General features: G+C 70.7%; 25 protein-coding genes. 19 read left to right on the top strand and 6 right to left on the bottom strand.

What is annotated here, in order from left to right:
• Nucleotides 1–25 precede the first annotated feature (25 nt).
• Genes FXO19_RS12125 through sctT form a run of 6 tightly spaced genes read left to right on the top strand, consistent with a single transcriptional unit; the run spans nucleotide 26 to nucleotide 4,992 of the window.
• On the top strand, nucleotides 26–1,144 hold the full coding sequence (locus FXO19_RS12125) for a sensor histidine kinase (protein ID WP_149195363.1): 1,119 nt from the start codon (nucleotides 26–28) through the stop codon (nucleotides 1,142–1,144).
• Between the two features lie 3 nt (nucleotides 1,145–1,147).
• The gene (locus tag FXO19_RS12130) at nucleotides 1,148–1,750 is read left to right on the top strand and encodes a response regulator transcription factor (RefSeq protein ID WP_149195364.1); all 603 of its coding nucleotides are present in this window, start codon (nucleotides 1,148–1,150) and stop codon (nucleotides 1,748–1,750) included.
• Nucleotides 1,743–2,879 carry a type III secretion system cytoplasmic ring protein SctQ gene (gene sctQ, locus FXO19_RS12135; RefSeq protein WP_149195365.1) on the top strand — a complete coding sequence of 379 codons (1,137 nt, stop codon included), beginning with the start codon at nucleotides 1,743–1,745 and terminating at the stop codon, nucleotides 2,877–2,879. Before FXO19_RS12130 ends, sctQ begins: the two co-directional genes overlap by 8 nt.
• A 13-nt stretch (nucleotides 2,880–2,892) precedes the next feature.
• Entirely contained in the window at nucleotides 2,893–3,903 is a 1,011-nt protein-coding gene (locus FXO19_RS19710) for an EscR/YscR/HrcR family type III secretion system export apparatus protein (protein WP_305067720.1), read from the top strand.
• A gap of 25 nt (nucleotides 3,904–3,928) precedes the next feature.
• Complete coding sequence (gene sctS, locus FXO19_RS12150; protein ID WP_149195366.1) at nucleotides 3,929–4,207, top strand: type III secretion system export apparatus subunit SctS; 279 nt, start codon at nucleotides 3,929–3,931, stop codon at nucleotides 4,205–4,207.
• Complete coding sequence (sctT, locus tag FXO19_RS12155) at nucleotides 4,207–4,992, top strand: type III secretion system export apparatus subunit SctT (RefSeq protein WP_149195367.1); 786 nt, start codon at nucleotides 4,207–4,209, stop codon at nucleotides 4,990–4,992. Before sctS ends, sctT begins: the two co-directional genes overlap by 1 nt.
• Nucleotides 4,993–5,216: 224 nt before the next feature.
• On the opposite strand, the gene sctU is transcribed toward sctT, so the two are convergent.
• Nucleotides 5,217–6,287, bottom strand: a complete 1,071-nt coding sequence (gene sctU, locus FXO19_RS12160) for a type III secretion system export apparatus subunit SctU (protein ID WP_149195368.1) — start codon at nucleotides 6,285–6,287, stop codon at nucleotides 5,217–5,219.
• 238 nt (nucleotides 6,288–6,525) lie between these two features.
• On the opposite strand from sctU, the gene FXO19_RS12165 reads away from it, so the two are divergent.
• The 4 genes from FXO19_RS12165 to plsB all read left to right on the top strand — a co-directional run bounded on the left by FXO19_RS12165 (nucleotide 6,526) and on the right by plsB (nucleotide 11,465).
• The gene (locus tag FXO19_RS12165) at nucleotides 6,526–6,843 is read left to right on the top strand and encodes a hypothetical protein (RefSeq protein ID WP_149195369.1); all 318 of its coding nucleotides are present in this window, start codon (nucleotides 6,526–6,528) and stop codon (nucleotides 6,841–6,843) included.
• A gap of 62 nt (nucleotides 6,844–6,905) precedes the next feature.
• Nucleotides 6,906–7,586 (top strand): hypothetical protein, encoded by a 681-nt coding sequence (locus FXO19_RS12170; protein ID WP_149195370.1) that lies wholly within the window; start codon nucleotides 6,906–6,908, stop codon nucleotides 7,584–7,586.
• Nucleotides 7,587–7,835: 249 nt separating this feature from the next.
• Nucleotides 7,836–8,735: a hypothetical protein gene (locus FXO19_RS12175; protein WP_149195371.1), complete on the top strand. Its 900-nt coding sequence runs from the start codon at nucleotides 7,836–7,838 to the stop codon at nucleotides 8,733–8,735.
• Nucleotides 8,736–8,783: 48 nt separating this feature from the next.
• On the top strand, nucleotides 8,784–11,465 hold the full coding sequence (plsB, locus tag FXO19_RS12180; RefSeq protein ID WP_149195372.1) for a glycerol-3-phosphate 1-O-acyltransferase PlsB: 2,682 nt from the start codon (nucleotides 8,784–8,786) through the stop codon (nucleotides 11,463–11,465).
• A 28-nt stretch (nucleotides 11,466–11,493) separates the two neighbouring features.
• On the opposite strand, the gene FXO19_RS12185 is transcribed toward plsB, so the two are convergent.
• A complete protein-coding gene (locus tag FXO19_RS12185) occupies nucleotides 11,494–11,700 on the bottom strand; it encodes a YdcH family protein (protein ID WP_149195373.1) in 207 nt (68 codons plus the stop codon).
• A gap of 59 nt (nucleotides 11,701–11,759) precedes the next feature.
• Here FXO19_RS12185 and ttcA point away from each other — a divergent pair, with 59 nt between their 5' ends.
• From ttcA to FXO19_RS12205, 4 genes are all read left to right on the top strand, one after another.
• Nucleotides 11,760–12,677, top strand: a complete 918-nt coding sequence (ttcA, locus tag FXO19_RS12190) for a tRNA 2-thiocytidine(32) synthetase TtcA (RefSeq protein WP_149195374.1) — start codon at nucleotides 11,760–11,762, stop codon at nucleotides 12,675–12,677.
• Between the two features lie 104 nt (nucleotides 12,678–12,781).
• Entirely contained in the window at nucleotides 12,782–13,687 is a 906-nt protein-coding gene (locus FXO19_RS12195) for a recombination-associated protein RdgC (RefSeq protein WP_149195375.1), read from the top strand.
• 284 nt (nucleotides 13,688–13,971) lie between these two features.
• A complete protein-coding gene (locus tag FXO19_RS12200) occupies nucleotides 13,972–14,754 on the top strand; it encodes a M48 family metallopeptidase (RefSeq protein ID WP_149195376.1) in 783 nt (260 codons plus the stop codon).
• A gap of 56 nt (nucleotides 14,755–14,810) precedes the next feature.
• Nucleotides 14,811–15,299 (top strand): hypothetical protein, encoded by a 489-nt coding sequence (locus FXO19_RS12205; protein ID WP_149195377.1) that lies wholly within the window; start codon nucleotides 14,811–14,813, stop codon nucleotides 15,297–15,299.
• A 238-nt stretch (nucleotides 15,300–15,537) separates the two neighbouring features.
• Here the strand turns inward: FXO19_RS12205 and FXO19_RS12210 are convergent, their stop codons facing one another.
• Nucleotides 15,538–16,401 (bottom strand): alpha/beta fold hydrolase, encoded by an 864-nt coding sequence (locus FXO19_RS12210; RefSeq protein WP_149195378.1) that lies wholly within the window; start codon nucleotides 16,399–16,401, stop codon nucleotides 15,538–15,540.
• Entirely contained in the window at nucleotides 16,401–17,402 is a 1,002-nt protein-coding gene (gene hemH / locus FXO19_RS12215) for a ferrochelatase (RefSeq protein ID WP_149195379.1), read from the bottom strand. The genes FXO19_RS12210 and hemH overlap by 1 nt, the downstream gene beginning before the upstream one ends.
• A 146-nt stretch (nucleotides 17,403–17,548) precedes the next feature.
• Between hemH and FXO19_RS12220 the strand changes: the two genes are divergently transcribed.
• The 5 genes from FXO19_RS12220 (at nucleotide 17,549) to FXO19_RS12240 (ending at nucleotide 20,782) form a co-directional block, all read left to right on the top strand.
• On the top strand, nucleotides 17,549–18,433 hold the full coding sequence (locus tag FXO19_RS12220; protein ID WP_149195380.1) for a lipid-binding SYLF domain-containing protein: 885 nt from the start codon (nucleotides 17,549–17,551) through the stop codon (nucleotides 18,431–18,433).
• Between the two features lie 138 nt (nucleotides 18,434–18,571).
• Nucleotides 18,572–18,817 (top strand): Sec-independent protein translocase subunit TatA, encoded by a 246-nt coding sequence (gene tatA / locus FXO19_RS12225; RefSeq protein WP_149195381.1) that lies wholly within the window; start codon nucleotides 18,572–18,574, stop codon nucleotides 18,815–18,817.
• A 24-nt stretch (nucleotides 18,818–18,841) separates the two neighbouring features.
• Nucleotides 18,842–19,330: a Sec-independent protein translocase protein TatB gene (gene tatB / locus FXO19_RS12230; RefSeq protein WP_149195382.1), complete on the top strand. Its 489-nt coding sequence runs from the start codon at nucleotides 18,842–18,844 to the stop codon at nucleotides 19,328–19,330.
• Nucleotides 19,314–20,090 carry a twin-arginine translocase subunit TatC gene (gene tatC / locus FXO19_RS12235; protein WP_149195383.1) on the top strand — a complete coding sequence of 259 codons (777 nt, stop codon included), beginning with the start codon at nucleotides 19,314–19,316 and terminating at the stop codon, nucleotides 20,088–20,090. Before tatB ends, tatC begins: the two co-directional genes overlap by 17 nt.
• A complete protein-coding gene (locus FXO19_RS12240; protein ID WP_149195384.1) occupies nucleotides 20,087–20,782 on the top strand; it encodes an RDD family protein in 696 nt (231 codons plus the stop codon). The genes tatC and FXO19_RS12240 overlap by 4 nt, the downstream gene beginning before the upstream one ends.
• A 343-nt stretch (nucleotides 20,783–21,125) precedes the next feature.
• Here FXO19_RS12240 and FXO19_RS12245 read toward each other — a convergent pair whose 3' ends face one another.
• Nucleotides 21,126–21,998, bottom strand: coding sequence for a BPSS1780 family membrane protein (locus tag FXO19_RS12245; RefSeq protein ID WP_149195385.1), 873 nt, complete (start codon nucleotides 21,996–21,998; stop codon nucleotides 21,126–21,128).
• A complete protein-coding gene (locus tag FXO19_RS12250; RefSeq protein WP_149195386.1) occupies nucleotides 21,995–22,753 on the bottom strand; it encodes a glutamine amidotransferase in 759 nt (252 codons plus the stop codon). The genes FXO19_RS12245 and FXO19_RS12250 overlap by 4 nt, the downstream gene beginning before the upstream one ends.
• Nucleotides 22,754–23,001: the final 248 nt, after the last annotated feature.

Genomic DNA, 23,001 nt, shown 5'->3' on the forward strand with positions numbered 1-23,001 from the left:
GCCGGAGCAAGGGGGAAATGACAACATGAGTGCCGCGCGCAGCGGCGCGGGGACGCGGGGCGGCGAGTGCGCCGACGCGGGGACGCGCCAGGGCACCGACCGCATGCCGGCACTGCAGGCCCTGCTGCAGGCGCTGCCGTTCGCCTGCGCCGCGTTCGCGCGCGAGGACGGCGCGCTGCTCGCCGCCAACGGCCTCTACCACGACGAGTTCGCGACCCTCGAGGGCCACACCCGGCGCGACGGCCTGCTGCAGGCGCTGCACGGCAGCGAGGTCGACATCGACGCCGGCAACGAGGTCCGCGCCCCGCACAACGGCCGCTGGTATTCGCTGTACTGGGGCGAGACCGAGCACGCGGGTCAGGCGTTGTCACTGCTGACCGCGGTCGACATCAGCGAGCGCATCGAGGCGCTGGATTCGCACAAGAGCCGCCAGGAGAAGCTGCTGTTCACGTCGCGGTTGATGTCGGTGGGCGAGATGGCGGCGACCCTGGCGCACGAGCTCAACCAGCCGCTGGCGGCGATCGTCAACTATCTCAACGGCAGCCTGCGGCTGGTCGACCAGGCCGGTGGGCCAGTGCAGGTGGAGCGCGCGCTGCAGGCCGCGCGTACCCAGGCCGAGCACGCCGCCGCGGTGATCGCGCGGGTACGCGAGTTCGTGCGTGCGCGCGAGCCGCGGCGCGACACCCAGGACCTGGCGACGATCGCCGCCACCGTGCTGGAGCTGCTGCGACTGGAGGCGGAGCGCCAGCAGCTGCGGATCGACGTCGCCCTGGCCGCGCCGCTGCCCGCGGTCTACGCCGACCGGGTGATGATCGAGCAGGTGCTGCTGAACCTGGTCAAGAATGCGATCGAGGCGATGCGCGAGGTAGCGCCGGCGCAGCGCGGACTGCGTATCGAGGGCCGGGTGAACCTGGACGATGAAATCGAGGTCCGCGTCTGCGACCGCGGCCAGGGCCTGAGCCAGGCCGAGAGCGAACAGCTGTTCTCGCCGTTCTACACCACCAAGGCCGACGGCCTGGGCATCGGCCTGGCGATTTGCCGCTCGATCATCGAATACCACGAGGGGCGGCTGTTCTTCGAGCCGCGCGAGGGCGGCGGCAGCGTGTTCGGGTTCACCCTGCCGCGTGCCGAAGGGAGGGTTTGAGAGATGGGACAGGTCCGGGTCTGGCTGGTCGACGACAACGACGGCTTTCGCGACTCCACGGTGTGGCTGCTGGAGACGGCCGGCTTCGAAGTGCTGGCCTACGCCTCCGCGCACGCCTTCCTGGAGGCCTACGCCGGCCATCGGCACGGCGCCGAGGAGGAATGCCTGGTGTCCGACATCCGCATGCCGCAGATGAGCGGCGTGCAGCTGCAGGACGAGCTGCTGCGGCGCGGCATCACCTTGCCGCTGGTGTTCGTGACCGCGCACGGTGACGTGCCGCTGGCGGTGGAGGCGATGCGCAAGGGCGCCTCCAACTTCCTGGAGAAGCCCTTCGGCGACGACACCCTGATCGAAGCGATCCGTGCCGCGCTGGCCAACACGCGCAATCGCAGCGACGGCGCGGTGAACGGCGCCGCGCTGGCGAAACTGAGCCCGCGCGAACGCCAGGTCCTGGACCTGGTGGTGGCCAGCAAGCCGAACAAGATCATCGCCGACATCCTCGGCATCAGCATCAAGACGGTGGAGCTGCATCGCGCGAACATGATGAACAAACTCGGTGTACGCTCGCTGCCCGAACTGATGAAGGTGGCCCTGGGGCATGGCTGAGGCAGCGAGGAAGACGGCACAGTCCGACCGCGCCAGGCGACGGACCGGCAGCCTCGGCGATCACGCCGGGATCGAGGCGACGCCGCTGCGCGGCCGCATCCCGTCGCTGGGGGCGGCGCAGGCCGAAGCGCTGCGCGGCTTCTTCTCCGCGCCGCAAAGCTGGTACCTGCAGGACAACGGCCTGCTGCACTTCATGCCCGGCACCGCCACGGCCGCCGGCGAGACCTTCGAACTCGATGCCGAGGGCACCCGCCTGGGATTGCGCCTGCAGGTCGCCCAGGTCGTCACCGGCGACGGGCTGCACTGGAGCGACTACAGCGGGCGTTCGCGGGTGCTGGCCTGGAGCCTGGCGCACGAACCACACCTGATGCGCCTGAGCGAAGCCCTCGGGGTGGCGCTCGCGCCATTGCTCGACATCGATCCGGACGTCGCCGCCGGCGAGGATGCCGTGTGGCTGGATTTCGTCATCGACGACGACACCTCCGATGCCGCGGCGGACGCCGCACGGCGCCCTCCGGCGATCCAGGGTGCGTTGCGGCTGCCGGCCGCCTGGCTGGAGCGCGTGCTGACCCGCGCCGAACCGCCGGTCGAAGGCGAACCGCCGCCGCCGCTGGGCCGCTGGCGCGAACTGCCGGCCAGCGTGTCGCTGCGATTGACGCCGCCACCGCTGCGCGCAGACCAATGGGCGGCGCTGCACCCGGGCGATGTCATCGTCGCCGGTCGTCGCGGCCAGCCGCCGCGCTTCGCGGTCCACGCCTGCGGCCGCCTGTGGCCGCTCGCGGCCGATGCCCGGGGCTGGCGCGTGGCGGGTCCGGTACAACATCCATCCAATTCGCCGCAGGAGACAGCCACCATGAGCGAGCAGGAAACCCCGGCCGCCGAAGACGCGGACACCCACGACGCCGACGCCGGCGTACGCCCGCTCCCGGTGCAGGTCGCATTCGAGATCGGCCGACTGGAGATGCGCGTAGGCGAACTGGCGACACTGCAGCCCGGCTACGTGTTCGCGCTACCGGCGCGACTGGAAGGCACCAACGTCACCATCCGCGCCAACGGCGAGACGGTCGGACAGGGCGAGCTGGTCGCCGTCGGCGACACGCTCGGCGTGCGGCTGCTGTCCTGGACCTAGGAGACGCCGCGAGATGGATTTCAGCAACTACTCCCCGGCACTGGTCCTCGTCATCGTCGTCAGCCTGGCGCTGGCGCCGTTCGTGGCGGTGATGGTGACCTCGTTCACCAAGATCGTGGTGGTGCTGAGCCTGCTGCGCAACGCGCTCGGGTTGCAGCAGGTGCCGCCGAACGTGGTGATCAACGGATTGGCGATCGTGCTGTCGATCTATGTCATGTATCCGGTGATCCTGGACACGCACGAGGCGATCAACGCGCGCCTGGAAGGCAAGCCGGCGCCGGCCTCGGTGCAGGCGCAGATCGACGCGCGGGCCCGGGCGCAGGCCGAGCGCCGCGCCCGGTCCGCGTCCGCGTCCGCGTCCGCGACACCGTCGCGGGCAGCGGCCGACGACCCGGCCCCGGCGAGCCCGGCCGCGGCCGATGCGCTGCGCGCCGAGGCCGAGGCCGGTGGCGACGACGCCACGGCGGCGCCCGAGCGCGGTGAGCTGTTCCGCAACGTCAGCGGCGGGACGCTCGCCGACGCCCTGGCAAGCATCGCCGAGGACGCGCAGCCGGCCACCGATCCCGACGAACCGGTCGTCATCGTCGCGCCACCGCCGCCGGCTCCCGCCGCCACCGGCGGCATGGATGCGGCGCGGCTGCTGTCGCTGGTGGAGGCCGGCAAGGAGCCGTTGCGCACGTTCCTGATCCGGCATTCGCAGGACGCCGAGCGTGCCTTCTTCCTGCGCAGCGCGCAGCGGCTGCTGCCGCCGGAGCGACGCGCATCGCTGACGGTCGACGACTTCATCGTGGTGGTGCCGGCGTTCACCGTCAGCGAACTGACCGCGGCGTTCCAGATCGGCTTCCTGATCTTCCTGCCGTTCCTGATCATCGATCTGGTGGTCGCCAACATCCTGCTGGCGCTGGGCATGATGATGATGTCGCCGACGATCGTCTCACTGCCGTTCAAGCTGCTGCTGTTCGTGCTGATCGACGGCTGGGCCAAGCTGGTGCACGGCCTGGTGCTGACCTACGGCGGCGGCTGATGCAGGCGAGTGGAGGCACGCTGAGATGAACGAAGTCCTGGAGCTCACCCGGCAGGCGCTGTGGCTGGTGCTGCTGCTGTCGGGGCCGCCGATCGCGGCCGCGGCACTGGTGGGACTGGTGGTGGCGTTCCTGCAGGCCGCCACCCAGTTGCAGGAGCAGACGTTCGCCTACGCGCTGAAGTTCCTCGCCATCGTGCTGATGCTGTTCGTGACCGGCTCGCTGATCGGCGGCACGCTGTACACCTACGCGCACCAGATCTTCATCGATTTCCCGGGCCTGGTCCGCGGCGGCCGCACCCTCTGATGCCCTACGACACGATCGGCGACGCGATGCTGGCGTTGGGCCTGACGCTGCCGCGGATCATCGGCGCGTTCCTGATGCTGCCGCTGATCACCCAGTCCAACATGCCGGCGATGGTGCGCAACAGCTTCCTGGTCAGCCTGGCGATCGTGGCGCTGCCGGTGGCGGTGGCGGCGGCGCCGACCGAGAGCATGAGCACCCTGCAGTGGCCGATGATGGTGCTCAAGGAGCTGTTCATCGGGGTGGCGATCGGCTTCTGCTTCGGCATCGTGTTCTGGGCGTTCTCGGCCGCCGGCAGCGTCATCGACAGCCAAGTCGGCATGGGCATGTCGACCGTGTTCGACCCGATCCAGGGCCACCAGGTCTCGCTGCACGCCGAGTTCCTGTCGCATTTCGCCGCCTGGCTGTTCATGGCCAGCGGCGCGTTCCTGATCTTCCTCGACCTGCTGCTGTCGAGCTATGCGATCTGGCCGCCGACCTCGTTCTTCCCCGACCTGCCGTCGAGCGGCATGAATCTGTTCGTCGGCCATTTCAGCTTCATGATGACCACGCTGCTGGTGCTGGCGGCGCCGGCGATGGTGATCCTGCTGATCATCGACCTGTCGTTCGGCCTGGTGAACCGCTACGCGCCGCAGCTCAACGTGTTCGCGCTGACCCTACCGATCAAGGCCTGGCTGGCAACCGCGATCATCCTGCTGATGCTCGGCGTGTACGTCGAGATCCTGGTCGAGCGGCTGACCGACAGCCGCGGCCTGATGGAACTGCTGCGCACCACGTTCGGCGGCTGAACGTTTTCCCGGCGTCACCCACATCGTTCACTGTGTAGGAGGGGCTTCAGCCCCGACCACGCGGGCCAACAGCAGATGTTCTCGGCCGTCGTTCTCCTTCGCGACGCGCGGCGGCGCGTTCATCGCGGTCGCCACCGATGGGGCTGCCTGGTGCGGTCGGGGCTGAAGCCCCTCCTACAGTTGGGACGAAGGTCGACTCGCCCTTGAGACGATCGACAGCGCGTTCAGATGCCGCCGCGGCCGCGGCGCACGCCCTCGGCCCAGTGCAGCACCTCGGCCACGGCGTCGAAGAACTCGTTGCCGATGTAGTCGTCGAGCTCCACCTTCTCGTTGAGCCCGCGCGCCAGCGGGATGTTCTGCAGGATCGGCACCCCCGCCTCCTCGGCGGCCTGCTTGATCATCTCGGCGAAATGCCCCTCGCCCTTCGCCACCACCACCGGCAGGTCGGTCTCGCCGTGCTCGTACTGCAGGGCGACGGCGATGTGGGTGGGATTGGTCACGACCACGCTCGACTTGCGGACTGAGCTGAGCATGTTCTGCTGCGACCACTCCTGGTGCAACTGTTTGCGTCGCTGCTTGACGTAGGGGTCGCCCTCGTTCTCCTTGACCTCCCGCTTGATGTCGCGGCGGCTCATCTTCAGTTTCTTGGTGTAGGAGAACTTCTGGTACCAGACATCGAGCGCCGAAACGAAGAAGAACACCACCACCGTCCAGAGCACGATCCACTTCAGCGCGTGCCAGATCGCCGAGCCCATCGCCGCCGGAGTCATGTACGGCAGCTTCAGCAGGCCGTCGAGCATGCCGCGCAGCACGAGGTAGCCGATGCCGAGCAGCGCCGCGCTCTTGAGCACCGACTTGATCAGCTCGACCAGGTTGTCCATCGAGAACATCTTCTTGACGCCCTCGGCCGGGTTGAGCTTGTCCAGGTTCGGGGTGAGCTTCTTCATGCTCGCGATCGGCCCGACCTGCAGGAACTCGGTCACCACCGCCAGCAGCATCGCCAGCAGCATCAACGGCAACGTCAGCCACAGCAGGGTCTGGAAGGCCAGGTACGCGAGCCGCGGCAGGGTCTCGAAGAACGGCGCGCCGACCGCCTCCAGGCTCCGGTCGAACAGCGCGCTGATGCGCGTGTGCATGAAGCCCATCAGCATCCAGGCGCCGGCGATCCAGCCCATCACCAGCACGGTGCTGGTCAGCTCCTTGCTCTTGGCGACGTTGCCTTCCTTGCGCGCGTCGCGGATTTTTTTCGGCGTCGGTTTTTCGGTCTTGTCGGCGCCCTGGTCCTTGTCTGCCATCCGTGCCTACCCGCATTGCCGCGACATCGGCGCGAGGCTAGCATGGCACGCAGCGCCCGCCAGCCCGGCGCAGCCGCGCGATCGATCCTGAACAGCGCCCGGATGGCGACCCCGGACCTAGGGTTGCCCCGGGGTGACAGCCTCGCGGCAGCCTCGTTACATTGCCGGCAACGCCGCAGAAGCGGCCCGTTCCGCGTTCCGCATACCACGCTCCGCACACCAGGATAGTTCGCCGCACATGAGCAGCATCGGTTCCGATCCGCATCTCAACGTCACCGGTCTCGGCCGGCTGGGCGGGCAGGGTGCGCTCGACGATCTGCAGCGGCAGCAGGCACCGCAGCAGGCGCCGGACGTCGCCCGCGAGGCGCTGCGGGCCGACACCCCCGCCGCGATCGATCCCGGCGAGCAGGTGCTCGCCGCCAGCGCCTGGGACGACATCGATCCCGGCGCACGCTTGCTGGCCGGCGATCTCGGTTTCGAAAGCGGCCTCGGCGCACTCGACCTGTCGCAGGCCGCCGACCACGCCACCGACGCGATCCTCGACGCTCTCGCCTAGACGCTTCCGCGCGGCATGCCCGCCGCGCTAGAGTCCGAAGCCGTCCCCACCGCGGCGCCGTCATGACCGAAGCCGTGCCTTCCCCCGCCTCCCTGCGCTCCGCCGCCGATCGCCTGGTGTCGGCGCTGGCCGCGCATGGCGACGCCGAGTACCGCCTGACCGTGCTCAAGCGGCTGGCGCGGCGGCTCGGCGAGGAGCACTACCCGATGTTCCTGCGCCTGCTCGCGGTGGTCGCCGAGAGCGACGACGACCGCGCCAAGCGGCTGCTGGCCGAGACCTTCGGCACCGCGCTGCGGCGCATGGACCTGCCCGGCGGTGCGCTGAGCTCCTGGGGCGCGACCCGGCTGCCGGACAACGTCACCCCGTTCTCCGCCGGCGCGCTGTCCGGGCAGTTCTTCGGCGCCACCCCGCGCCGCCTGCTCGGACCGGTGGAATACCTCACCGTCTGGCACCTGCAGCGCACCCAGCGCACGCCGCTCGGCGCGCAGGCCTTCCGCAACGCACTGGCGCACCTGATCGCGCTGCTCAACCACAGCGAGGACGCGCGCAGCCTGTATCCGCAGAAGCTGGCGGCCGACGCCGAGAACGAACTCGAGGGCGCCTACACCCGCGCCACCCGCGAACGGCTGGCGGCGGTGGCGGCCGCCTGGAAGGCCGGGCGATCGCCCGACGAGGTGGCGCAGGCGGCGCTCGACGCCGTCCCCGACCAGGCGCCCGGCGGCTGGGTGGTGCGCGACCTGTAGGCGGGGCTTCCGCCCGCGCCAGGCAGACGCCCCGGTGGCGACCATATGAACGCGCCGCCGCGCGTTGCGAGGGAAAACGCCGGCAGAGGGCATTGACCGGTCGCGCGCGGGGTCGGGGCTGAAGCCCCTCCTGCATGGGCGACTGGCACGGAAAGCGAATGTCGATACGCCCTGGGCGCATTGGCGTCCGACTTGCCGCGGTCGAGGTCGACGGCCAAGATGCCGTCTGCGTCCCGGGAAGTACGCACCATGTCCGCAACCATCCGCCTGCTGCTGCTGGCCGCGGCGCTGGCCTGCGCCGCCAGCGCCTGCAAGCGCGAACCGGCCGGTGCCACGGCGCCCGCAACCGCCGCGCGCCCGGCCGACGCGGTGCGGCTGCCGGCGCGGCACCTGCACGACGACGACCTGGTGGCGTTCGCCCGTGACGCGGTTCCGCCGGCCCTCTACGCGCAGCTCGAGACGGCCTGGAGCAACGGCAGCCGCTGGCCGCTGGACGAATTGCCGCTGCACGAGCAACTGCCGAGGCTGCTGGCGACATTGGCCGAAGAGGGCTCGGAAGCCCGACTGCGCCAGGCCTTCCGCACCCAGTTCGCCGGCGCCGACGGCGAGCTGCGCGGCGCGGTGGAGACGCTGGGCCTGTTCGCCATGCACTACGTGCAGAACGACGAGACCCTGGACGAGGACGAACGCGAACGCCGGATGCAGCTGATCGAGGCACTCGGCCGCTGGGGCCTGGACGCACCCCTGGCCGATCCCGCGCGCGCGGATGCGGCGATCGCACGGCTGGCGGCGGCGGCCCGCGCCACCGGGCTGCGCGACGAGGAGGCCTTCGCCGCCGCCGGCATGGAGGATGCCCTGCGCCGGCTGTCGCCGTTCCTGGCGGAGGTCAAGCGGGTGCTCGGCGGTTACGGCCTGGACGTGGACGCATCGCTGTCCGGCGCCGACATCAGCCTCGAGCGCCAGACCGGCGACAGCGCCCTGCTGCGGGTGCGCTACGAGGTGGCCGGGCATCCGGTGGACACCCGGATCGGCGTCGAGCGCCATGACGGCCGCTGGTACCGCAGCGACTATCTGCAGCACGCTGAAGCCAGCGCCGGCGCGCCGGCGCCGCGGGCGCCGCCGCCGGCACCGCAGGCCGACGGGACCTGAGGGCCACCGGCCCCGGTAGCGCCCCCTGCTGGGCGATAATGCCGCCCTATGCCGCAGCAACCCGACCAGTCCCCCCTGCCTTTCCCCGAGGCTTCCGGCCGCGCCGACACGCCGGCGGCGCAATCCGCTGCGTCCGCCCGGGTCGAGAACGAAGCCGGGGCCGGCGATGCCGGGCCGGCGCCGCGACCGCCCGGGCGCGTCCGCGCACCGCGCACGGCCAGGCCGCCGCTGTGGGCACGCCTGCTGGGCCGGTTGCTGGCACCGTGGATCGGGCTGAAGATCGAGCCGCCGGAGCCTGAACAATTCATCGACCGGCGCCCGGTCTGTTACGTGCTCGAGGACTACGGCCTGTCCAACGCCCTGATCCTCGAGCGCGCCTGCCGCAGCGCCGGCATGCCCTCGCCGCTGCAGCCGCTGCCGGGCGATCCGCTCGGCCGCAAGCGCGCCTACGTGGCGCTGTCGCGGCGCAACGCCGGCAGCGCCCTCAACGCGCTGGCGCCGGGCAAGCGTTCGCCGCAGAAGACCCATTCCGAATCGCTGGCCCGGCTGCTGGAGGCGCACCGCGCCGATCCGGCCCTGGACGTGCAGCTGCTGCCGGTGTCGATCTTCGTCGGCCGTTCGCCGGACAAGGCCAGCGGCTGGTTCTCGGTGCTGTTCTCGGAAAACTGGGCGCTGGTCGGCCGCTTCCGCCGGCTGCTGGCGATCCTGCTCAACGGCCGCGACACCCTGGTGCGCTTCGCCGCGCCGGTCGACCTGCGCGCCAGCATCGCCGAGGACCTGACCCCCGAGCGCACCGTACGCAAGGTCTCGCGGGTGCTGCGCACGCACTTCAACCGCATCCGCGAGGCGGTGATCGGCCCGGACCTGTCGACCCGCCGGCTGCTGGTCGACAAGGTGCTGTCGGCCTCGGCGGTCAAGGACGCCATCGCCGACCAGGCGCGGCGCGACGACAGCAAGCCCGAGGATGCCTGGAAGAAGGCATACGGCTACGCCTACGAGATCGCCGCCGACTATTCGCACCCGGTGGTGCGCTCGGCCAGCTTCCTGCTGACCACGGTCTGGAACCGGATCTTCCGTGGCGTGCTGGTGCACCACCTGGACGCGCTGAAGGCGGCCGCGCCCGGGCACGAGATCGTCTACGTGCCCAGCCACCGCAGCCACATGGACTACCTGCTGCTGTCCTACCTGCTGTACAACAAGGGCATCGTGCCGCCGCACATCGTCGCCGGCATCAACCTCAACCTGCCGGTGATCGGCACCTTGCTGCGCAAGGGCGGTGCGTTCTTCATCCGCCGTTCGATCCGCGGCAACGCGCTGTACTCGACGGTGCTGGCCGAGTACGTCGCGCAGCTGGTCGCCGGCGGCTATTCGATCGAGTACTTCATCGAGGGCGGGCGCTCGCGCACCGGCCGCCTGCTCGCGCCCAAGGGCGGCATGGTGTCGATGACGGTGCGCGCATTCCTGCGCCAGCCCACGCGCCCGGTGCTGTTTCAGCCGGTCTACATCGGCTACGAGAAGCTGATGGAGGGCACCAGCTATCTCGACGAGCTGTCGGGCAAGACCAAGCCGAAGGAATCGATCTGGCAGCTGCTGCTGGGCATTCCCAAGGTGCTGCGCTCCAACTACGGCCAGGTGGTGGTGAACTTCGGCGAGGCGATTCCGCTGGCCGACATGCTGGCCACGCACGCCGCCGCGTGGGACGGCAAGCCGCTGCCGGACGAGGAGCGCCCGGAGTGGCTGTCGCGCACCGTCGACGCCACCGCGCAGCGCATCCAGGAACACATCAACCGCGCCGCCGACGTCAATCCGATCAACCTGCTGGCGCTGGCGCTGCTGTCCACGCCCAAGCACGCCATGGGCGAGGCCGACCTGCTGGCGCAGATCGCGTTGTCCAAGACCCTGCTGACCGAGGTGCCGTACAGCGACCTGGTGACGGTGACGCCGCATGCGCCGGCCGAGATCGTCGCCCACGGCGAGGAAATCGGCGTGCTCAACCGCGTCGCGCATCCGCTCGGCGACGTGTTCCGGGTCGATGACGACACCGCGGTGCTGCTCTCGTACTTCCGCAACAACGTGGTGCACCTGTACACGGCCTCGGCCTGGATCGCCTGCTGCTTCCTGCACAACCGCCGCATGAGCCACGCCAACCTGCTGCGGCTCGGGCGCGCGGTGTACCCGTTCCTGCAGGGCGAGCTGTTCCTGCCCTGGGACGCCGACGGGTTCGCCGAGCGCATCGACCGCACCATCGCCGTGTTCGTGCGCGAAGGACTGCTGCGGCGTGTCAGCGACGACGACGGCGGCATCTTCCAGCGCAACGCCGGCCAGACCGACGAGGTGTTCCGCCTGCGCGCGCTCGGCCACCCGCTGCAGCAGGCGTTCGAGCGCTACTACATCGCGATCTCGGTGCTGGCCAAGAACGGCCCCGGAACCCTCGGCGCCGGCGAGCTCGAGGGCCTGTGCCAGCTGGCCGCGCAGCGCCTGAGCCTGCTGTACGCACCGGCGGCGCCGGAGTTCTTCGACAAGTCGCTGTTCCGCGGCTTCATCCGCAAGCTGCGCGAGCTGGAGCTGGTGAAGCTGGACGGCAACAGCAAGCTGAGCTTCGATCAGCGCCTCGATGCCTGGGCACGCGACGCCAAGATCATCCTCGGCCGCGAGCTGCGCCACACCATCGAGAAGGTGAGCCCGGAAGCGGTGAAACCGGCTTCGGAACCGGAGCCCGCCGCGGATTGACCGCCGCGGCGCCGGCGCTCGCCCGCTTCTACGCCGGCTCGTCGGGGATCAGCGCCGATTCCAGACGCGAGATCGCGTCCTTCAGCTGCAGCTTGCGCTTCTTCATGCGCTTGACCGCCAGGTCGTCGTCGCCGCGGTCGTCCTGTAGCCGGGCGATGGCGAGATCGAGGTCGCGATGCTCGATCCGGAGTTCGGTGAGCTTGCGGGAGACTTCGGCGGGATCGACGGGATGCATCGTGATCGCAGCTTAGCGCTCGCCGGGCGCGCCGTCACCGCAGCCGCAGCCGGTAGACTATGCGCACGATGAGCAACGTCCTGCCCCTGCCCGAACCTGCGCCGCGCCACGATCGTAGTGCTGCGCACCAGGCCGAGCGGCTGGCCAGGCGCCTGCGCCACCAGGCCGGCCGCGCGATCGCCGACTTCGGCATGATCGACGACGGCGACCGGGTGATGGTGTGCCTGTCCGGCGGCAAGGACAGCTACACCCTGCTCGACATCCTGCTGCAGCTGCAGAAGAAGGCCCCGGTGTCGTTCTCGATCACCGCGGTCAATCTCGACCAGAAGCAGCCGGGTTTTCCCGCACACGTGCTGCCCGACTACCTGCGTTCGATCGGCGTCGAGTACCGCATCCTCGAGCAGGACACCTACTCGGTGGTCACGCGGGTGGTGCCCGAGGGCAAGACGATGTGCGCGCTGTGCTCGCGCCTGCGCCGTGGCGCGCTGTACGGCTACGCTGCCGAGCACGGCTACACCAAGATCGCGCTCGGCCACCACCGCGACGACCTGGTGGCCACGTTCTTCCTCAACCTGTTCTTCCACGCCAGGCTCGGCGGCATGCCGCCGAAGCTGTTGTCCGACGACGGCAGGCACGTGGTGATCCGGCCGCTGGCCTATGCGCGCGAGGCCGATATCGCCGCCTATGCGCAGGCGAAGGCGTTTCCGATCATTCCCTGCAATCTGTGCGGCTCGCAGGAGAACCTGCAGCGCAAGCAAATCGAGCGCATGCTCGCCGCCTGGGACCGCGAAACGCCCGGCCGCGTCGAGACCATCGCGCACGCGCTTGGCGACGTCCGCCCGTCGCAGCTGAGCGATCCGAAGCTGTTCGACTTCCTGGCCCTGGGCTCCGGCGATGGCGCCGCGATACCCGATGCGCATGCCTGGCGCACGGACGAGACGCACAACGATCGAACCGCCGTCCACGGCGAGCGCTGAACATCCCGATGCCCTCGCAGATGTCATTCCCGTCCAGGCGGGAACGACACGAGCAGCGCCCCCTTTCGAATCCCGAATTCCCATTCCCCATTCCCGGCCCTTAAATGTTCTTCAAAAACCTCACCCTGTTCCGCTTTCCCGCCACCATCGACCTGTCCGAACTCGACGCCGGCCTCGCCGAAACCCGGCTCAAGCCGGTCGGTCCGCTGGAGCTGTCCTCGCGCGGCTTCATCTCGCCGTTCGGCCGCGACGCCGAAGCGTTGTCACACCGCATCGGCGATGCGCTATGGCTGACGGTGGGCGGCGAGGACCGGCTGCTGCCGTCCGCCGTGGTCAACGACATGCTGGCCAAGAAGCTCGCCGAACTCGAGGAGCGGGAAGGCCGCAAGCCCGGCGGGCGCATGCGCAAGCGGATGAAGGAGGAACTGGTGCACGAGCTGCTGCCGCGCGCTTTCGTGCGGCCGTCGCGCACCGATGCGTTGCTCGATCTCGAGCACGGCGTGTGCGCGATCGATACCTCCAGCCGCAAGAACGCCGAAGCCGCGGTCTCGGAAATCCGCCGCGCGCTCGGCAGCTTCCCGGCGCTGCCGCTGAACGCCGAAGTGGCGCCGCGCTCGGTGCTGACCGGCTGGATCGCCGGCGAACCGCTGCCGGACAGCCTCAGCCTGGGCGAGGAATGCGAGCTGAAGGATGCCGCCGATCACGGCGCGGTGGTCAAATGCCAGCGCCAGGACCTGCAGTCGGACGAGATCGCCCGGCACCTGGAATCGGGCAAGCAGGTCACGCGCCTGGCGCTGACGCTCGACGACCATGTCTCGTTCGTGCTCGGCGAGGACCTGGTGATCCGCAAGCTGAAGTTCCTCGACGGCGCCGTCGACCAGCTGGAAAGCACCGAGCGCGAGGACCTGCGCGCCGAACTCGATGCGCGCTTCGCGCTGATGAGCGCGGAGTTCCGGCGCCTGTTCTCGGTGCTGGAGCCGGCGCTGAAACTGTCGCGGGCCGACGCGTGAGGCGGGAATCGGGAATCGGGAATCGGGAATCGGGAATCGGGAATCGGGACGGCAGCGTGCGTCTTGCCGGTGACCTGTCAACCGTCATCCCAGCGTAAGCTGGGATCCCATTTGCCCTTCCGCACCATCCAAGATGGATCCCAGCTTGCGCTGGGATGACGAGCAAAGACGTTACGCTTTTCCGAATCCCGGTTTTGGTTTCCGATTCGCGGTACGCGTCTCCGCCCCGCCGTGCTGCGCTCCGGCGTGGTCTCCCGCCGTCGACTGAACCTAGAATTCCCGTCATGCCCCCGCCCCTGCGCCGCCTGATCGGTCCACGTCCGCGCACGTTGCTGCGCGACCGCACCGCCGTGCATCTCGACGACGGCCGCGAGATCGAGATCGAACGCGTGCGCGATTCGCGCGCGCGCCGGCTGCGCCTGACGGTGGGCGAACGCGGCGCGCGCCTGACCCTGCCGCCACGGGCGAGCCTGGTCTCGGGCCAGCGTTTCCTGCACGAGCACCGCGACTGGCTGGCGCAGCAGCTGGCGGCGCAGGACACCGGCGGCGTGGTGGCGCTGGTCCGCGGCGACAGCGCGTTCCTGCCGTTGCGCGGCGAACTGCTGCCGCTGCGCTGGAGCGAGGGCCGCTTTGCCCAGCTGCAATGCAGCGGCGACGGCGTCGAGTTCCGGCTGCCGGCGCGCGCCGGCACCTCGGCGATCCAGCGCACCCTGCGCGACTTCTACGAGGCGCAGGCGCGCGCCGACATCGGGCGCTGGCTGCCGCGCTACCTGTCCGGGCTGCCGCGCGCGCCGGCGCGCATCCGGTTGCGGCCGATGTCGTCGCAGTGGGGGTCGCTGGCGGCCAACGGGGTGCTGTCGCTGGACCTGTCGCTGGTGCTCGGCGCGCCGGCCGCCTTCGAGTACGTGCTGGTGCACGAGCTGTGCCACCTGGTCCACGCCGACCACTCGCCGGCGTTCTGGCGCGAGGTCGAGGCGCGTTGCCCCGACTGGCGCCTGCAGCGCGCCTATTTCCATGCCGAGGGCCGGCGCCTGAAGGCGCGGCTGCACGCCCTGCTGTCCGGCTGAGCGGCCGGCTGCCGTTGTCCCAGGCAACGGCACGGCCGCGACCGAGGACATCGAATATGCGAATCGGCGGGGCCGCCCGGTGCGGCGCCGTGCTGCTGGCCGCGATCGGCGGCATCGCGCTCGCCGGCTGCAGCCGCACCGGCGAGACGGTCGATGCCGCGATCGCCCGCAGTGACGGCGGCGAGCCTGCAGCGATGGCGGTCGTGCCGACGCCCGTGCGCCCGCGTGCGCCGCTGCCGCTGCCCGCCGACTTCCCCGAGGACGTGTACCTGCCGCCCGGCTACGGCATCGACAGCGTGCTCGACATGGAGGGCGCCACGGTCCTGAGCCTGCGCGCCGCGGGCCCGGCCGGGGCGCTGTTCGCCGAGACACGCAGCGCGATGATGCACCTGGGCTGGCGGCAGACGCTGTCGCGGCAGGACAGCGACGGCAGCGCCATGCTCGCCTTCGAAAAGGGCCCGCGCGCCGCCGTGTTCTCGTTCGGCCGCGAGCCCGAGGCCGGCGGCACGGTGATCGGCCTGCAGCTGCGCGATCGACTGCACTAGGGCCGATCGACGGTCACGCCCTCCGCGGACCGCTGCAGGAGGGGCTTCAGCCCCGACCTGCCGAAGATCGCGAGGAAACAGGAAGCGCGCGGTGCCGGCCAGGAAGCTGCATGCGTGAAGCTATTCGCGCTCCGCTCGTTTGCCGGGGTCGGGGCTGAAGCCCCTCCTACCAGGAGCAGGCATGTCGACATGTCCTTGGGCCCATCCACGGGCGTCGGGACATACCGCCGCGGCCGCTTCAGGCGCTGACTGCGGCGGCGCGCGGGCCCAGGAAATCGCCGATCGCGGCGGCGACCGCCGCCGGATCCTCCATGTGCAGGTGGTGACTGCCGGGCACCACGACCAGCTCGCCCCGCGGCAGCAGCCGTGCCCGCCGGCTGCGCTCGGGTTCGGGCAGGTAGGCCTGCGGCGGGTCGGCGTAGATCACCCGGGTCGGGCAGGCGATGCCGGCGACCAGGTCATCGACCTGGGCGTCGGTCATGCGGATCGGGGTCGGCAGGGTCAGGCGTGGATCGCTGCTCCAGACGTGGCCGCCGTCGACCGCCAGCAGACCGCGCTCGACCAGCAACCGCGCGACCGGCTCGCTGAGCCCGTTGGCCTGCATGCGGGCGCGGATCGCCGGCGCCGGATCGACGAACAGCCGCAACCGCTTGCCGCGCAGCGCGCGGGTGGCGCCCACCGCCTCGCGCAGGCGCGCGGCGGTGTGTGCCGGGTCCTCCGGCAGCGCGCCCAGCGCCTCGATCGCCAACAGGCGCTCGATCCGCTGCGGACAGCCGGCGGCGACCAGGCTGGCGATGCCGGCGCCCATCGAATGTCCGAGCAGGGCGAAGCGCTCCCAGCCCAGGGCGTCGGCCACGTCGAGCACGACGTGCAGCGCGCCGGAAAAGGAATAGTCGGTCCCGGGCGGCAGGTGCGCGCTGCGCCCGTGCCCGGGCAGGTCCGGCGCCACCAGGTCCAGGTGCGCCAGGTACGGCGCCAGCGGCAGGAAGCTGGCGGCGTTGTCGAGCCAGCCATGCAGCGCCAGCACCCGCGGCGCGCCGACGTTGCCGTTGCGCAGGCCGGCGATGCGGCCGCAGGCGATCCCGACTTCGAACGCCTGCATCAGTCGCGTTCCGCCAGCGCCCGCCGCGCCAGCATCGCCAGCGCCTCGGCGTGTTCCGGCGCATCGTTGAGGCAGGGGATGTAGCGCAGCGCCTCGCCGCCGTGCGCGCGGAACAGTGCGGCGTTCTGTTGCGCGATCTCCTCCAGCGTCTCCAGGCAGTCGACCGCGAAACCGGGGCAGACCACGTCGACCCGCCGCACGCCGGCTTCGGCCAGCGCGCGCAGGGTCTGGTCTGTGTACGGCTGCAGCCACGGCTCGCGGCCGAAGCGCGACTGGAACGTCAGCAGCCAGTCCTCGTCGCGTAACCTGAGCGCAGCGGCGATCGCGGCGACGCTGGCGCGGCTCTGCGCCTGGTAGGGATCGCCGGCGTCGACCAGCCGCTGCGGAATGCCGTGGAACGAGAACAGCAGGCGCTCGCCGCGCCCGTGCGCTTCCCAGTGCGCGCGCACCGAGTCCGCTACCGCCGCCACCCAGCCGGCATCGTCGTGGTAATCGGGCACCACCTGGACGTCGACGCCCTCGACCGTGGCGGCGACGTCGGCCACCGAGGCGGTGGTGGTGGTCGAGTACTGCGGATACAGCGGCAGCACCAGCACCCGCCGCGCGCCGGCGTCGCGCAGCGCCCGCAGGCCCTTCGCCAGCGCCGGCTCGCCGTAGCGCATCGCGTGGGCCACGCGCAGTTCCGGCAGTTGCCGCTGCACCGCCTGCGCCAGGCGTGCGGTGTGGACCGCCAGCGGCGAGCCGTCCGTCATCCAGACCTGGGCATACAGCTTCGCCACCCGTGGCGCGCGCAACGGCAGGATCACGCCGTACAGGAGCGGCCACCACAGCCAAGGGGTCAGCGCCACCACCCGGCGGTCGGACAGGAACTCGGCGAGATAACGGCGCACGGCGGCCGCCGTGGGGGCTGCCGGCGTGCCCAGGTTCACGAGTAGCAACGCCTGTTCCGGGCCGGTGGCTGGCGCTGCGTCGGCGCGGGAAGGATGAACGGAAGCGGCCATCGGCATAGGATGACAGGCGCGAGCGGCGCCTGTCAGTGCGGCGCCGGCTCACCGGCGATTCATTGCCCCGGCCCTAGCCTGAACTTTGCACCGCCGCGCATGGTCCGTCTTCCATCGCCCGATCCTTCGACCTTCGGAGCTCCCACATGCCCCTGCCGTCCCGCCGTACGCCCGCCCCGCGCCTGATGCTGCTCGCCACCCTGGCGGCGTTGGCGCTGACGGCCGCCGCCAACGCCTTTGCCGGCCCGCAGGAGGATGCGCGCGCGCGCAACGCGGTGCGCGTGCTGACGGAGATCCAGGCGATCCCGGAGAGCGCCATTCCCGACAAGCTGCTCGACGACGCCCGCGCGATCGTGATCGTGCCGGACACGATCAAGGCCGGCCTGGTGATCGGCGGGCGCCGTGGCCACGGCATGATGTCGGTCAAGAGCCCCGACGGCACCTGGTCGCAGCCGGTCTTCGTCACCCTGACCGGCGGCAGCATCGGTTTCCAGGCCGGGGTGCAGTCGGCGGACGTGGTGCTGGTGTTCCGCAACGACCGCAGCCTGGAATCGCTGGTCAACGGCAAGTTCACCCTCGGCGCCGACGCCGGCGTCGCCGCCGGCCCGCTCGGCCGCAATGCCTCCACCGCCACCGACGGCCAGCTGCAGGCAGAGATCTGGTCGTGGTCGCGCGCGCGCGGCCTGTTCGCCGGTGTCGCCCTCGACGGCGCGGTGCTGCGCATCGACGACGCGGCCAACCGGGACGTCTATGGCCAGGGCATTACCCCGCGGATGATCTTCGAGGGCCGCGTACCGCAGCCGCCATCCAACGCCGTGGTCGATTTCCGCGACCGGCTCGAGGAGGCCACCGCCATCGCCCGCGCCAACCGCGGCACCGAAGGTGAGCCGGTGGCGCCGGGCCCGGTGGCCGCGCCCGCCGGCACCGAGGCGTTGCCGTTGCCGCCGCCGGCCGACGCGCCCATGCCGCAGCCGTTCGAGCCGGTGTCCGAGGGCGAAATCCACAGCGAGCCGCTCGACGATTCGCTGTAACCGAACCTGTCCGGCGACGACGGTTCCGGGCGCGCCGTCGCAACCTTGCTGACGGCGTGCGCATTCATCGCCAACGTGAGCGCATCCGGCAGCGCGGCTGCGGTATCCTGAGCCTCTTTCCCATTTTTCGGACACCCCATGGGCAGTTTCAGCATCTGGCATTGGATCATCGTGCTGGTGGTCGTGCTGCTGGTCTTCGGCACCAAGCGCCTGCGCGGCGCCGGGCGCGATCTCGGCGAGGCGATCAAGGGCTTCAAGAAGGGCGTGAAGGACGCCGACGGCGACGACGACAAGCCGTCGGCGCAGCTGGAAGACAGCAACCGCAACCGTGACGATGCGGCCGCCCGCGACACGCAGCGGCACGACGACAAGACCCCGCGCTGACGCCGCGTCCCGCGGCGCCCGGCCATGTTCGATATCGGCTTCAGCGAGATTTTCTTCATCGCGATCGTGGCGCTGGTCGTACTCGGCCCGGAGCGCCTGCCGAAGGCTGCGCGCTTCGTCGGCCTGTGGGTGCGGCGCGGGCGCGCGCAGTGGTACTCGGTGAAGTCGGAGTTGGAAAACGAACTGGCCGCCGAGGAACTCAAACGCAGCCTGCACGAGGCCGAGGGGGCGATGCGCGAGGTCGACAGCTCGATGCGCGGCGTCGGTGACGACGTGAAGCGCGAGGTCGACGCGGTGCGCGACTCGGTGCGCGAGACCGCGCGTGAGGTCGAGGCCGAGTTCGCCGATCGCGACGCGATCGACGCGGCCGATGCCGACGCCGACGCCGACGCCGACGAAACTCTCTTTTATGACGACGGCGGCCGGGTTGCCGGCGAGGACGACGAAGACCTCGACGCGCCGCGGGCGCGCCCCGATACCCCTGACGACGACGACGATGTCCAGCGACGCTGAGAGCGCCACCGACAGCAGCCTGCTCGACCACCTGGTCGAACTGCGCTCGCGCCTGATGCGCGCGATCGCCGGCGTGGTGCTGGTGCTGCTGGGCCTGCTGCCGTTCGCCAACCGCCTCTACGGCCAACTGGCGCAGCCGCTGCTGGACAAGCTGCCGGAAGGCGCGCACCTGATCGCGGTCGAGGTCGCCTCGCCGTTCTTCGCGCCGCTCAAGCTGGCGCTCTTCGTCGCCGTCATCACCACCATGCCGTGGCTGCTGTACCAGCTGTGGGCGTTCGTGGCGCCAGGCCTGTACCGGCGCGAGAAACGGTTGGCGATGCCGCTGCTGGTCTCGGCGGTGCTGCTGTTCTACATCGGCTGCGCGTTCGCGTTCTTCCTGGTGCTGCCGGCGGTGTTCGGCTTCCTCACCAGCGTCACGCCCGAGGGCGTGGCGATGATGACCGACATCCATGCCTACCTGAACTTCGTGCTGGTGATCTTCCTCGCCTTCGGCCTGAGCTTCGAGCTGCCGGTGGCGCTGGTGATCCTGTCGCTGCTGGGCTGGGTGACGCCGACGCAGCTGCGCGAGTGGCGCGGCTATGCGGTCGTCGGCATGTTCGTCCTGGCGGCGATCATCACCCCGCCGGACGTGATCTCGCAGCTGATGCTGGCGATCCCGATGTACCTGCTGTACGAGGCCGGCATCATCGCCGCGCGGCTGCTGGCGCCGAAGTCGCAGGGTGATCGCGACAGCGACGAAACCGACCGTCCGTTGCCGTGACCGTGCCGGCGGCGGCCGGTTTCTGGCAACGCTATGCGGCCTGGTCGCTGGATGCCGCACTGGTCGCGGTCCCGGTGTTGCTGTTCGGCTGGCCTCGTCTCGTTGCGGGCTCCGGGCAGATCGTGGCGTCGTTCGCGCTGCTCGCCGATGCCGCCGCCGCGGCGCTGGTGGCCGCACTGGCCGCGCCGGGCGCGTTACTGGGAGGCCTGCTGCAGGCCGCCGCGGACCCGCGCCTGCAGGCCGCGGCACTCGTGCTGAGCGATGCCATCGCCGCCACGCTGGCGCCGCCGCTGGCCGCGTTCGTCGTCCTCGGCCTGCTCTACCACGTCGCCTGCGAAGCCGCGCCCGGGCAGGCGACGGCCGGCAAACGCGCACTCCGCCTGCAGGTGGCGGACGAGAGCGGCGGCCGCGTGAGCGTGGCGCGTGCCCTGCTGCGCCATATCGCCGGCGCGTTGTCATGGCTGACGCTCAACCTCGGCCACGCCCTGGCCGCGCTGCCGCCGCAGCGGCAGGCGCTGCACGACCGCATCGCCGGCGCCCGGGTGGTGTGGACGGCCGGAACGGCGCGACTGCCACGGTGGGCGCGCATCTGGATCGCGGCACAGGCGCTCGCCGCCGCCGCGGCCACGCTGTGGTTGCTGGCGGCGATGCAGGGCGTGCTGCAGGCGGCCATGGAGCGCGCGCTGGCGTAGGAGCGCGCCATGCGCGCGATACCGCGGGCATTTCGCCGCCCGCGAATTCCGGTGACCGGCGCGCCTGCCGGTCCGGAATCGCGGCATCCACCGGATCCTGCCGGCACCCGCGGTATCGCGCGTATGACGCGCTCCTACGAACATGCAGGGCGCTGCAAGCCGCCCGTAAAGCGCGCGCTGGCGTAGGAGCGCGCCATGCGCGCGATGCCGCGGGCATTGCGCCGCCCGCGAATTCCGGTGACCGGCGCGCCTGCCGGTCCAGCATCGCGGCATCCACCGGATCCTGCCGGCACCCGCGGTATCGCGCGTATGACGCGCTCCTACGCGGCGGCGGCAGGAGCGCTCAGACCTCGATGCCGGACGGCGGCGGCGCAGCGGCGGCGGTTCCGGTTCCGTCCACAGGCAACAGCTGTTTCCAGGCGCGGTAGGTGGCGCCCATCATCACCGGCAGCAGCACCGCCATCAGCAGCAGCTGCGACACGAACTGCATCGCCGTCGGTCCGGCGGCCACGCGGGCGATGATCGCGACCAGCTGCGCGCCGAGGCTGACCAGGAACGCGATGATGATCAGCAGCACGAAGAACACGAGCATCGCCGGGATGTTGCGCACGCAGGCGCGGAAGCTGCGCTTCATCGATGCGAACGCGCCGCGGTTCTCCAGCATGATCTGCGGCGTGGCGACGAAGGTGAAGAAGTAGGTCACCACGCCCAGCACGAACACCGCCAACAGCCACAGCAGGAAGGCGCCCACCGGCAGTTCCTGGAACAGCGCGGGATCGGGATTGGCCTGGCTCTCGACCTGCTCGAGCACGGCGATCGCTTCCTGCAGCTGCGCCGGCCCCACCATCACCACCAGCAACAACACGGCGAGGATTCCGAGCGCCACCTGCGGCAGCAGCAGCGCCACCAGGCGCAGTGCCTTGCCCTCGCGGAATCCCTGCAGCAAATGACCGGGCTGCGCCTGGCGCCCGCTCTCGACCTCGTGCACGGCATAGATGAAACCGCCCATCAGCACCGGCCCGAGCAGCACCAGCAGCAACTGCAGGGCGAAGAACATGCCGAGATTGCTCTCCGCGAACAGCATCGGCACCGCGCTCAGCAGGCCGAAGATCGCCCCCAGCACGCCCAATCCCAGCGGCGAGCGCCGCAGCAGCGAGAAGCCCGCCAGCAACCATTCCGCGCCGCTACCAGCCGACGCCTTCCTTGCTTCCGTCATCTGTCATGTCCCCGATCGGTCAGAGTCGCTGCCAGTGTACGCGTCCGCCGCGCGAAGCGCCGCAGCAGGCGGCGCGCCTGCGGCGCGGCTCGCACCGCCGCGGCCAGGCGCTCCGGATCGGCGCCATCGCGCCGCAGCAGCTCGGCACGGGCGCGGATGTAGCCGCGCATGTGCAGGGCGCTGAACTCGGGATGGAACTGCACGCCCCAGACGTGATCGCGCCAGCGGAACGCATGACAGGGATCGTGCCCGGCCGTCGCCAGCACCACCGCGTCCGGCGGCGCGCGCAGCACGCTCTGCAGGTGCGTGACCTGTGCGGCGAAGCGGGCCGGCAGCGCCGCGAACAGCGGGTCCTCGGGCGCGGCCGCGGTGCGCGCGACCTCCACCGTGCCCATCGTGCGCCCGCCGGGGCTGTCGCCGACGGTGCCGCCGAGCGCGTGCGCGATCAGCTGGTGCCCATAGCAGATGCCGAACAGCGGCAGCCCGGCGTGGGCGGCGTCGCGCAGCCAGGCGGCGGCACGCTCGCTCCAGTCCAGGCGCTCGGTGACCATCGCCGCCGATCCGCTGACGATGACGCCGGCGAAACCTGCGGGAGCCGGCAGCGCGTCCCCCGCTTCCACGTTCAGCGCCGTCGCCTCGTGGCGCCGCAGCCCGGCCGCCACCCGGATCCAGTGCGCGAAATCGCCGTGCCGGCGCAGGGGAGCCACGGGTTGGCCGGTATCGATGATCAGCAGGGGCGGGGCGGCGTGGGACATGGGTGCAGGAGTGAGGAGTGAGGAGTGAGGAGTGAGGAGTGAGGAGTGAGAAAGCATACGCACCTCGACCCGTCATCCCGGCGCAGGCCGGGATCCAGTGCCTTTAGCCCTTCGGAAGAGAGAACGGCAAGAGCAGCTGGATCCCGGCCTGCGCCGGGATAACGCCCCGAAAGTCCGTCTCTGTCGCGCCGTCGCGTGGAGGACGACGCCAAAACCGCCGTTGTCATTTCCCTGGCTCGACCTACGGC

The organism is Luteimonas suaedae (genome assembly GCF_008312895.1).
GTDB classification, from domain to species: Bacteria; Pseudomonadota; Gammaproteobacteria; order Xanthomonadales; family Xanthomonadaceae; genus Luteimonas; species Luteimonas suaedae.